At 66.7% G+C, this 9,643-nt stretch carries 11 protein-coding genes, 1 tRNA gene and 1 other RNA gene; 6 read left to right on the top strand and 7 right to left on the bottom strand.

The genetic code is table 11. From position 1 onward, the window contains the following. Positions 1-192 precede the first annotated feature (192 nt). An RNA gene (rnpB, locus tag AOM45_RS39195) (RNase P RNA component class A) lies at positions 193-570 on the bottom strand. A 172-nt stretch (positions 571-742) separates the two neighbouring features. Here rnpB and AOM45_RS39190 point away from each other — a divergent pair. After that, complete coding sequence (locus AOM45_RS39190; RefSeq protein ID WP_030472651.1) at positions 743-1,264, top strand: NAD(P)H-dependent oxidoreductase; 522 nt, start codon at positions 743-745, stop codon at positions 1,262-1,264. Here AOM45_RS39190 and AOM45_RS39185 read toward each other — a convergent pair. Next, positions 1,257-2,321, bottom strand: coding sequence for a bifunctional RNase H/acid phosphatase (locus AOM45_RS39185; RefSeq protein WP_030472652.1), 1,065 nt, complete (start codon positions 2,319-2,321; stop codon positions 1,257-1,259). The two genes, AOM45_RS39190 and AOM45_RS39185, sit on opposite strands and share 8 nt — an antisense overlap. Positions 2,322-2,380: 59 nt before the next feature. Between AOM45_RS39185 and AOM45_RS39180 the strand changes: the two genes are divergently transcribed. Together AOM45_RS39180 and AOM45_RS39175 are read left to right on the top strand one after the other, a co-directional pair. Further along, positions 2,381-2,463: transfer RNA gene (locus AOM45_RS39180), tRNA-Leu, on the top strand. 167 nt (positions 2,464-2,630) lie between these two features. After that, positions 2,631-3,833, top strand: a complete 1,203-nt coding sequence (locus AOM45_RS39175) for an HNH endonuclease (RefSeq protein ID WP_051784575.1) — start codon at positions 2,631-2,633, stop codon at positions 3,831-3,833. Between the two features lie 70 nt (positions 3,834-3,903). Here the strand turns inward: AOM45_RS39175 and AOM45_RS39170 are convergent, their stop codons facing one another. The 3 genes from AOM45_RS39170 to AOM45_RS39160 all read right to left on the bottom strand — a co-directional run bounded on the left by AOM45_RS39170 (position 3,904) and on the right by AOM45_RS39160 (position 5,748). Next, positions 3,904-4,329 carry a hypothetical protein gene (locus tag AOM45_RS39170; RefSeq protein WP_030472654.1) on the bottom strand — a complete coding sequence of 142 codons (426 nt, stop codon included), beginning with the start codon at positions 4,327-4,329 and terminating at the stop codon, positions 3,904-3,906. Between the two features lie 6 nt (positions 4,330-4,335). Then, entirely contained in the window at positions 4,336-4,746 is a 411-nt protein-coding gene (locus AOM45_RS39165) for a type II toxin-antitoxin system HicB family antitoxin (RefSeq protein ID WP_030472655.1), read from the bottom strand. Positions 4,747-5,133: 387 nt separating this feature from the next. Then, the gene (locus AOM45_RS39160) at positions 5,134-5,748 is read right to left on the bottom strand and encodes a DUF4360 domain-containing protein (RefSeq protein ID WP_030472656.1); all 615 of its coding nucleotides are present in this window, start codon (positions 5,746-5,748) and stop codon (positions 5,134-5,136) included. A 180-nt stretch (positions 5,749-5,928) separates the two neighbouring features. On the opposite strand from AOM45_RS39160, the gene AOM45_RS39155 reads away from it, so the two are divergent. Further along, the gene (locus tag AOM45_RS39155) at positions 5,929-6,075 is read left to right on the top strand and encodes a hypothetical protein (protein WP_156094341.1); all 147 of its coding nucleotides are present in this window, start codon (positions 5,929-5,931) and stop codon (positions 6,073-6,075) included. A gap of 356 nt (positions 6,076-6,431) precedes the next feature. On the opposite strand, the gene AOM45_RS39150 is transcribed toward AOM45_RS39155, so the two are convergent. Together AOM45_RS39150 and AOM45_RS39145 are read right to left on the bottom strand one after the other, a co-directional pair. Next, positions 6,432-7,784 (bottom strand): permease prefix domain 1-containing protein, encoded by a 1,353-nt coding sequence (locus tag AOM45_RS39150; protein WP_030472658.1) that lies wholly within the window; start codon positions 7,782-7,784, stop codon positions 6,432-6,434. After that, entirely contained in the window at positions 7,781-8,146 is a 366-nt protein-coding gene (locus AOM45_RS39145; protein WP_051784576.1) for a PadR family transcriptional regulator, read from the bottom strand. Before AOM45_RS39145 ends, AOM45_RS39150 begins: the two co-directional genes overlap by 4 nt. Before the next feature lie 78 nt (positions 8,147-8,224). Here AOM45_RS39145 and AOM45_RS50125 point away from each other — a divergent pair, with 78 nt between their 5' ends. Then, positions 8,225-8,485, top strand: coding sequence for an RICIN domain-containing protein (locus AOM45_RS50125; protein WP_201780157.1), 261 nt, complete (start codon positions 8,225-8,227; stop codon positions 8,483-8,485). An 88-nt stretch (positions 8,486-8,573) separates the two neighbouring features. After that, positions 8,574-9,632: a PLL family lectin gene (locus tag AOM45_RS39135; protein WP_156094342.1), complete on the top strand. Its 1,059-nt coding sequence runs from the start codon at positions 8,574-8,576 to the stop codon at positions 9,630-9,632. The last annotated feature ends 11 nt before the right edge of the window (positions 9,633-9,643 follow it).

Below are 9,643 nucleotides of genomic sequence, written 5' to 3'. Positions count from 1 at the left end.
CGTAACCCCCAGGTCTCAGACGCCGCGGGCCGTCACCCCACAGTGATCGACAAGCCACGCGGCATCCACGCGGAGAGGGACGCTAATTGACGAACAAACCGCCGCACAGGGCCGAATGGAGGAATCGGCGCCGCCAACTCTCCCACCGCACCAGTGCGGTCAGGCTGGGCCAGTCGCCGTAACGATCAAGGGCGGATGAGCCGGCATGTAAGCCGGATCCTGTTCATGGGACTCGCGTCCCACTTGGCGGCCATCCATCTGGGCCTGCCGTTGCCGACAGGCTCTAGCGGCCTACCCGCGAGCATCGGACGGGCCGCCCTCGAACGCTCGCGCAGGCACTCACGTGCCCTCTTGGCCTTGCTCCGGGTGGGGTTTACCTAGCCGCCCCAGTCACCTGGGGCGCTGGTGGTCTCTTACACCACCGTTTCACCCTTACCTCGACAAGCGAGGCGGTCTGCTTTCTGTGGCACTGTCCCGAGGGTCGCCCCTGGTTGCCGTTAACAACCACCCTGCCCTGTGGAGTCCGGACTTTCCTCGACAGTCTCCTGCCGCGGCCGCCCTGCCGACTCATCCGCGCCCACCAGGATATCCCAGCGGCTGGAACTGGTTGTCCAGTGGTCCGGACGTTGGTTCACTCAGTCCATGACACGACGTCGCCACGTCGACTACGGCCGCGTGGCAGCCAGCCTGTGTTGCCTCCGCTGAGCGCTTGCCCCGTCCGCAACCTCAGGGAGCCCTTGTCATGTCCGATCTGCTGATCATCTCCGGCGCGCCGTCCCCCGCCGCGCCGACCGGCGTCGTCGTGTCGTTCGTGGAGGAGCACCTCCGCGCGGCCGGACACCGCGTGTCGGTGCTCCACGTGCGGTCGTTGCCCACGTTGTCGCTGCTCACCGAAGACCTGCGCGACCCGGAGATCGCCGGCGCGGTGAGCGGTGTGCTCTCCGCGGACGGCGTCGTGGTCGCCTCGCCCGTGTACCGCGCGGCCTACAGCGGCCTGGTCAAGGCGTTGCTGGACCTGCTGCCGAAGAAGGCGCTGCGCGGGCGCGCGGTGCTGCCCCTGGCGACGGGCGGCAACCAGGGCTTTCTCGTCGCGATGGACTACGCGTTGCACCCGCTGCTCGCGGCCAAGGGCGCCGACCAGGTGGTGCGCGGCGAGTTCGTGCTGGACCGGAACGTGGACTCACCCGGCGCGGCCGCGGCCCTGGAGGCGGCGGCCGACCGGTTCACGACGGCGCTGACGCCGCGGCTGCGCAAGGTCAGCTGAGGTGTGAGGTGTCGTTGACGAGCTTCACCGAGGCGTGCCCGTCCGGGTAGAACTCGGCGATCGACACACCGGTCAGGTCGAGGTGCATCCGGAAGAGGAACTGCGGCCCGACGTCGAGCGCCTGCCGCAGCAGCGTCTTGATCGGCGTGACGTGACTGACCAGCACCAGCGTCTTGCCGCCGTACCGGGCGATGATCTCGGTGCGCGCCTTCCGCACCCTGGCGTTGACCTCGTCGAAGCTCTCCCCGTCCGGCGGCCGGACACTCGTGTCGGCGAGCCACCGCCGGTGCACCTCGGGGTCCTGCTGCGCCGCCTCGGCGAACGTCAGCCCTTCCCACGTGCCGAAGTCGGTCTCGATGAGCCCCTGGTGCGTGACGACCTCGAGCCCCGTCGCGTCCCCGAGCTTCTGCGCGGTCTGCACGGCCCGCTGCAGCGGCGACGAGATGATCGCGGCGATGTCGTCCACTTCGGAGAGACGCTGGGCGGCCTTGGTGGCCTGCTCCAGCCCGAGCTCGGTCAGCGGGTGATCACCCCGTCCCGAATAGCGTCGCTCGATGGAGAGCTTGGTCTGCCCGTGCCGCAACAGGATCAGCCGCGTGGGCTCACCGACAGCCCCGCTCCAGTGCGGCTGCTTGTCCCCCTCAGCCTCGCCCTTGGTCTCCTCGTCCATCGCCTCGTTGGCGAGCCGGTCGGCCTGCCGGTTGCGCTCGCGGGGAATCCACTCGTAGCTGACGGCCCTGAACGTCCGCGCAAGAGCCTGAGCCTCACGCGCGAGCGGCTGCATCGAGGGGTGCTTGATCTTCCAGCGCCCGCTCATCTGCTCGACGACGAGCTTGGAGTCCATCCGCACGTCGACGGTCTCGGCGTTCAGCTCGCTGGCGGCCCTGAGCCCGGCGATCAGCCCCTGGTACTCGGCGACGTTGTTGGTGGCGACACCGATGGAACCCTTGCGCTCGGCCAGCGTCTCACCGCTGAGCTTGTCCCGGACGACCGCGCCGTACCCGGCCGGCCCGGGGTTGCCCCGCGACCCGCCGTCGGCCTCGACGATGACCTTCACGCGGCGATCGTAGCCCCGCGTTCAGGGGGCCCGGACGGGTCTGTATGATGATCCCATCAGTCTGGGTGGCGGAATGGCAGACGCGCTAGCTTGAGGTGCTAGTGCCCGAAAGGGCGTAGGGGTTCAAGTCCCCTCTCGGACACGTTCGCCAATGACAGGGCGGATGCTCACATCGAGCATCCGCCCTGTTGGCGCCGCAGACGGCCTCGTTGCTTTGTCGTACGACAACTCGGCCCCGAGTCTCACGGTGTCCGACCAGTGAGGCGTGCCCGCGGTAACTCGGTTGCAGCAGGCGCCGATGATGGGGCCATGCGCGCAACAGACGACGCCGGCGCCGAGCTCAACGCGGAGTTCGAGATCGAACCGGACGGCGACCATCTCGCGTTGGTCATGAAGAGTTCGGGCGGCAAGGTCAACGGAAGTCCTCACCCCCGCAACCACCAGTACAACCTCGCCCTGGAGCTACTGCTCCGCCGGCTTCGCGAGCGCGGTGCAGCGCTACAGAGCGGAGTCGTCGACTCCACCAAGGTCCAGGATCTGCCCGAGACGCAACGCACGATCGTCGAAGTGCCGGTCGTGCTGGCGACGGTGCGAGACGTGGAGGCGCTGCGCAAGAAACTGGGACGCGCACAGGGAAAGATCGGCAGGAACCCGGACGGTAACGCCACCAAGCAGATTCGGCTCAGGCTGCGGGTACCCGGATACGCCGCCGACGACGCCGACCGTCTGGCTGCGGACCTGGCGAAAGCGGCGAACCGCGGCAAGGCACCGGACGCGTCGGCTCTGCTGCGCTCGCTCATCGGAGATCCCATCGAGACGGTGACCGGCAGCGTGAACACCATCGTCGAGGTCAAGCAGAAGCAGGTACTGGTGACCACCGACCGATCGCCTCTGGGGCAGTGGGTCGACATCGCCGATGTCGAGGCCGGTCTGGAGAAGCTGCACGCGCAGGGGTCTGTGCTCGTGGCCGTCGACGAGCTCGGGCACCGTTCCTCGTTCGTCGGAGCTGTATTGGCGACCATTCCCGGCACAGTCGTCTCCCTCCGGCCAGCCATCGTCACCTTGCACGACCCGAAGTTCCCAGTGCGCATCCGGAAGTTCACTGTGCTCGACGGCAGCGCGCAGGTCACGACCCGCAAGGAGCAGAGGGAATTGCGCAGGTTGTTGCTCGGCGGTCGCACCGCCGCACCCTGTGACCTGTGCGGGCACGACTACCCAGGAGACTTCCTCGTCGCCGCCCACATCAAGAAGCGGTCGCTGTGCACCGACGACGAGCGCAACGACCTGACCAACGTGGCGATGCTCGCCTGCAAGTTCGGCTGCGACAGCCTGTTCGAATCCGGCCACATCACCGTGGACGACACCGGTCGCGTTCTCTCCTGGTTCGAGGACGGGCTCCGCGGCCGCCTGCGCGATCACCTGAACCAGCTGCACGGACGTCCCTGTGGAGCACACCGAACCAGCTCGCAGCCGTACTTCGCTTGGCACCGCGACAACGTCTACCGCGGATAGCGGACGAATCCCGCCCTGGAGGTTGCTACGTCGAGCGGCACCATCGTCCTACTCAGCTGCGGGACTGGTGTCACTCACCTTCGGTCCAGTACCTGTTTGCGCGTTCGATCGCCTGCTCCTTGGTCATCCGCATGACCTCGACTTCAGGGATACCGACCTGGCTGATGAGCAGGTGGACAAGTTGGGCAGGAATCGCCTCCGGCGGCGGTTCAATACCGCCACGAGACGGGATTACCCCGTCACGCACGCAAGACCAGAACTCAGCTTCGTCGACGTCGAGCTGGTCGCGCAGGATGTACTTCCACAAGCTCGGCCCGTATCCGTCGCGGTTGACAGGCCGTGAAACGCGAGTGCGCAGAATACGACCATCAGGCAGGTTGAGTTCGTATGTGACGTGATGGGAGACGGCGCGGCCGCGAGCGTCGCGTACCAACTCCCACCCTTCAACCTCGCAGAACTTGTTGTGGTCGCTTCGAGTGGGCTCAGGCCAGGTCACCGGTGATCAGCCCACCAGCCAAGCTTGAAGCTGCTCGTCCGTACTCAGCACGATCAATGCGACAATGCCCCAGTTCTCGCGGTGGTTGGGTGCATCGCGCAGGCGTGCTTGCCAATCCTCGGCGTACTCCCGAAGAGCATCGATCATCTCGGTGATTGCCTCGTCGAAGCTGTTGCCATCGGCCGACACAGGCAACCCGGGAATGAACACGGACCAGCCGCCGTTTTCCGGCACGACAGAAGCATGCGAGGGAACCACTGAACTCAGGAAATGCCGCATGCGATCACTGTCGACAACCACCGCCGTGTGGCGGTCCCGCCGCAGCGTCGCGACGCGCCCTTGCTCCGCCGCGTCGAGCAACGTCTTCAGATTGGCCCGGCCTTCGCTGTAGCTCTCAAAGTGCACGGCAGCGCTCATGATGCCCTCCCCAGATCGACCAACTGCGACAGGTGCTCCTCGACTGCGCAGCTGCCGTTGACCTTGACATCGAGTATGCATCGCTGGTTGACGTACGTCAAGTACGGCCAGTACGTGACGTACGTCCAACCCCTCGCCAGGAAGGCAGCTATCTGAGCCGGTCCTGCCTCGTCGAAGCATGGGCCTCCTTTGCTGGCCGGTTCAGCTCACATTGAGGCGTGTACTTAGCGAGCAAGTCCCCCCTCGGACACCAGCTTCATCCCTACCGACAGGGCGGACGCTCGCATCGAGCGTCCCGCCCTGTCGGCGTTGTGGACGATTTCCGTGTTCCACTTCTCGTGGAGTCTCTGCAGTGCTTCCGGCTCGCCGAACCTGGTCACCTTCCGGTCAGGGGCAGCGCTTCCACACGAGGTGGTAGACCGTGGCGAAGTAGGCGTCAGTCGAGTCCATCGCCATGTAGCTCGTCGTCTTCGGATCCGACGTGCCGACGCTGACCCGCAACTCGGTGTTGATGTTGAGATTCCCCGGCACGCCGCACGGCCGGTAGAAGGGTGTGTCGATGGTGTCCGTGGCCTGCCAGTTGTCGTCCAGCGGACCTTGCCAGGTGTGACTCTTGTTCGTCACCTGCGGCATGCCGGCGAAGTAGTAGGTCCCTCGCTGTGTGCCGGTAGCGCCGCGTTCGAGGTGGGCGAAGCCGCGGTAGTCGATCTGGCCTATGGCGAAGGTGAAGTCCTGCGGCACGTTCACCCGGAGGTTGAGTTGGCAGTTCTTCCGGTAGTCCGTCGGCCTGGTACCGGCACCGACCGCCGCGAGGTAGTCGCTGTAGAGCACGTGAAGGGTTGCGTTGTCCGGTGACGGGGCTACCGCGGCCGTGCCGGGGCGGCAGCCGGACCCGTTGACGGTGACCACCTCGACGGTGACCGCACCGGGCGGTGGGCTGTCCGCCGCTGGGAGGGCGACCGTGGACATCGCCATGACAACGGCGACCAGGGTGTTGATCATTGGACACACCTTCCGGCTCGTGCGGTGCGCAGCGGCGGAGAAGCTGGTGGATCAGTGCTGTCCAGGAGAAGCCTCACGTGACACTGGCGCCGGTGGTCGGCGGCCTGCCGGTTGTCGCTGAGTGGGCCGTCGAAGGTGCGGCACTTCCCGACAATCTCCGACTGGCCGCAGAAGCCGTTCGTGCCCAGGCGCGCGGATCCATTGATCGTCACCACCTCGGCGGCGATCCGAGCAGGAGGCACGGTGCCCGGCGTGATCGTGGTGGGCATCGCGAACGCGGTGATCGTCGTCGCACGCAACATGGTCCAGCCTTTCGGGCACCGCTGAGGCAGCAGTACTCGTACCCAACCCGATGGGGCCGATCGCGAACGTTTCAGCCGCCTTGCGATCAACTGACGATCCGCACGTTCGCACCCCTGCCTGACCGCTGCGGACGTGCTCAGCTCCGTGGTCGCGAACCTCTCCGGGTAGTTCGGCGGCACACGGCGGCAAGCATGGACGTGCGGAATCCCGCGATTCTCGGATCGACCTCCACAATCCGCGGGTCCAACGGCTTCAACGAATCTCACCGTCCACACTGGAGTGTGTAGATCATGTTCCAGCAACGGAGAAAATGCGCGCCACCGTGGCCACCATCGCGTCTCACCGACGGCCCCTCCGCTTTGTCGTGCTTCGGAACCTGATCAGAGGTAACCGAACAACGGCGGGAACACCAGCACCACTGTCCACGCCCACCCCGCGACCACCGGCAGATACGCGGTCTGCCAGCGTTCGAGCGTCGCAAACGGGGTGCGGCCGCGCGCGAGGCCCACCAGCAGCCACGCCGACACGGCCAGGTTGGCCAGCAGCAGGACGTTCTCGCCCAGTGCCGCCGCCTTGTTCGGGGTGGTGCCGAACTCGGTGATGCGGCCGGTGATCTCGAGCAGCACCAGGACGTCGATGGCCAGCGCGCTGATCACCAGGGCCAGTTGCAGCTTGTCGAAGAGGCCCGCTGGGGCCAGGGGGTCGCGGGCCGAGATCGAGTAGAGCAGCAGTGCCAGCACCACGGCCAGGAGGACGTCGAACAGGATCAAGGCCTCCCGCTCCACGTCGATGCCGCTGCCGGAGAAGCCGAACGCGACGAGGAAAGCCAGCAGCGCCACGGTGAACAGCGGCGTGAACAGTCTGGTGAGGACCGGGGCGATGTTCTCGACCACGCTCTGTTTGGCCTCGACGAGCCAGCCTGCCACGACGACTGCCGCCATCGCGCCGCACGGCACCAGCCAGCGCGCCACGAAGTTCTGCGGCGAGATTCCGATGGCTTCGAAGGTGCCGAACGTGAGGCCGGTCAGCACGCCGCCGCCGAGGGCGATGAGGACGTAGTAGACGAACCACTCGCCGGTGAACCGCACGAAGTCCATGCGGCGGCGGGACGAGCGCAGGTCGTCGGAGACGTAGGCCACGCCGACCACGAACCACAGTGCGATGACCAGGTGGATCGTGGTGAGCACCAGGGACTGGGACTCGTCGCCGAGCTGGTAGACGTTGGCTCCCACGGCGCCGAGTGCGAACAACCCCACCAGCGCGGCGATCACCGGGGGCGCCGTCTTCCTGCGCCACGCCAGGAAACCCGCCAGCCAGGGCAGCGCGAACAGGGCCAGGTTGGGGGCGTAGAACCCGCCGTCTCGTTCGAACCGCTGACCGAACAGCTCCGGCACCTTGATCGACACGGCCGCGCCGAGCGCGCAGAGGACCATGACCAGCAGGTCGCGGCGGGACCGGGGAGACGTGCTATCGGGTTCACCGGTCAGGACGAGCTGTTTCCACAGCCGTTCCGAGTGTTCCCTGGCGAACTCGCGGGACAGGTCGTCCAGGCTGCCCATGCGTTTGACCGCGACCAGGAACGCCTCGTCGGTGTGCAGGCCCGCGGCGAGCAGTTCGTCGACGGAGCCGCGGAGGTGGTCTTCCAGCTCGTCGGCGTCGGCCTGCCGCAGTTCCGGGCGGCTCCGGACGTAGCGTCGCCACTCGGCGAACTGGGCTTCCAGATCCTCGGTCATGCGCGGGCCTCCGACGGGATCACGACGAACTGGTTGGAGTCGCGCCAGAGGCCCTTGAGCGTGTCGACCACGGTGTCCCACTGACGGCGCTGCTCGGCGAGCTCGGCCAGGCCGCCGGGAGTGACGCGGTAGTACTTGCGGCGGCGTTCCCCCGCCACCGCCTGCCAGTACGACTCCACGTGCCCGAGCCGCTCGAGCCTGTGCAGCAACGGGTACAGCAGCCCTTCCGTCCAGTCGAGCTCTCCCCCGGACAGCTCGTTGATCCGTTTGAGGATCGCGTAGCCGTAGCTGTCCTCATCGGCGAGGATGCCGAGCACCATCGGCGTGGCGGAGGCGGCGACGAGGTCTTTGGTGACCTTCATGAGACCCCTAAGTGCCTTATGCATAGAACTGCTAGGCATTGTACACCTGTCAGTGCCGTGTCAGCGCCGGCTCCTAACTTGCCGAGCAGATCAACACGAAGCTGGGAGTCCGATGATTCGCTTGGCCAGCACGGTTCTCACCGGTGTCGCCCTCGCGCCCTGATCACTCCGCCCGCCGGAGCGGCGACCTGCTACAACCTGATCAACCACAAGAGCGGCAAGGTCGCGTCGGTCGCCGGAGGTGGCAGCACGGCGAACGGCGCCAAGATCGTGCAGTGGACCGCGACGGGACGTGCGGAGCAGGGCTGGACGTTCGACGCCCGCGTCATCGACGCGTGATCTTTCCGGCGGTGGTCGAAGCCGAGTGGAAGCCGAAGAGAAGCGGCGACCGCGAAGCTCCCGGGCACCCGACCCAGAGAGGGATCACATGAGATCAACGTTCATCGCCGCAGCGGTGGCCGTCGGACTGGTCACGGGCACCACGACGGCCACGGCCGCCGTCGATCCGGAGCCGCCGGCGGTCATCCAGACGGGGACCAACGAGTTCCAGCACTTCTTCGTCAAGAACGGCAAGGTGATGCAGCGGGCCAAGTCGAGCACGGGTGCCTACCGGGACACCGCGGTGACCGGGTCGACCGGGTTCGCCCAGCTGCCGGTGGCCGTCGTCGATCACAGGGACGGTCACGTGTCCCTCGCCGCGGTCAAGAACAACGGCAAGGTCTACTTCACCAGCAAGACCACCCTCAACGGCACCTGGAAGGCGTTCCAGGACCTGGGTGGGAACATGCCGTCCGGTATCGACATGGTCGGCTACAACCACAACGACGCCGTCGGGATCTACGGGGTGTCCGGGGGACAGCTGTCGTATCGCGGGCAGGTCACCTTCGACGGCGCGTTCTCGCCGTGGGAGAACCTCGGTGGCAGCGAACTGAGCGGCCGTCCGACGCACAGCATCCCGTTCTCGATGGGCCGCGGCGCCCAGCTGGCGATTCGCCAGGGCGGCGGCGCGGTCGTGTACCAGCACTACGCGGACACTCCTGAGGGCAGCAGGTTCCTCAACCGGGGCGGCACCCTCACGGGCAACCGCGTGGAGAGCGCGGCGGACGCGCGGCTGGGCACCCGGCTGTTCGGCACGACGCCGGACGGTCAGGTCGTGACCAGCAGCTTCTACAGCCTCGAGTGGACTTCCCTGAACAGCCCGAAAACCAGCCTTCCTCCGGAAGCCATGTACGACGGGCGGCGGGACGGCTCGGACGTCGTGATCCGTGCCGTTGACGGGTACCTGTACCGCACCAGGCAGATCGGTTCGAGCCCCGAGTTCTCGCCCTGGGTGCGCGTGAGCGACAGCCGCTACGGCAGCGCGGCCACGCTCGTGTGGTACTGGGACGAGACGACGGGGATCTTGTTCACCGACCAGGCCGGCGCGACACACGTGTGCGGCTTCGACGCGCAGGGCAACGAGACGGGCTGCCAGGTGCTGCGCTGAGAAACGGGCCG

Source organism: Lentzea aerocolonigenes (genome assembly GCF_000974445.1).
Classification (GTDB): Bacteria; Actinomycetota; Actinomycetes; order Mycobacteriales; family Pseudonocardiaceae; genus Lentzea; species Lentzea aerocolonigenes.
This window is presented reverse-complemented; position numbering and strand designations above follow the sequence as displayed.

Excerpts from the sequence above, each read along its gene's own strand:
- AOM45_RS39165 (WP_030472655.1), bottom strand. The coding sequence starts at position 4,746 with ATGAGCGCTGCCGTGCACTTTGAGAGCTACAGCGAAGGCCGGGCCAAT.
- AOM45_RS39135 (WP_156094342.1), top strand. The coding sequence starts at position 8,574 with ATGAGATCAACGTTCATCGCCGCAGCGGTGGCCGTCGGACTGGTCACG.
- AOM45_RS39150 (WP_030472658.1), bottom strand. The coding sequence starts at position 7,784 with ATGACCGAGGATCTGGAAGCCCAGTTCGCCGAGTGGCGACGCTACGTC.
- AOM45_RS39175 (WP_051784575.1), top strand. The coding sequence starts at position 2,631 with ATGCGCGCAACAGACGACGCCGGCGCCGAGCTCAACGCGGAGTTCGAG.
- AOM45_RS39190 (WP_030472651.1), top strand. The coding sequence starts at position 743 with ATGTCCGATCTGCTGATCATCTCCGGCGCGCCGTCCCCCGCCGCGCCG.
- AOM45_RS39160 (WP_030472656.1), bottom strand. The coding sequence starts at position 5,748 with ATGATCAACACCCTGGTCGCCGTTGTCATGGCGATGTCCACGGTCGCC.
- AOM45_RS39145 (WP_051784576.1), bottom strand. The coding sequence starts at position 8,146 with ATGAAGGTCACCAAAGACCTCGTCGCCGCCTCCGCCACGCCGATGGTG.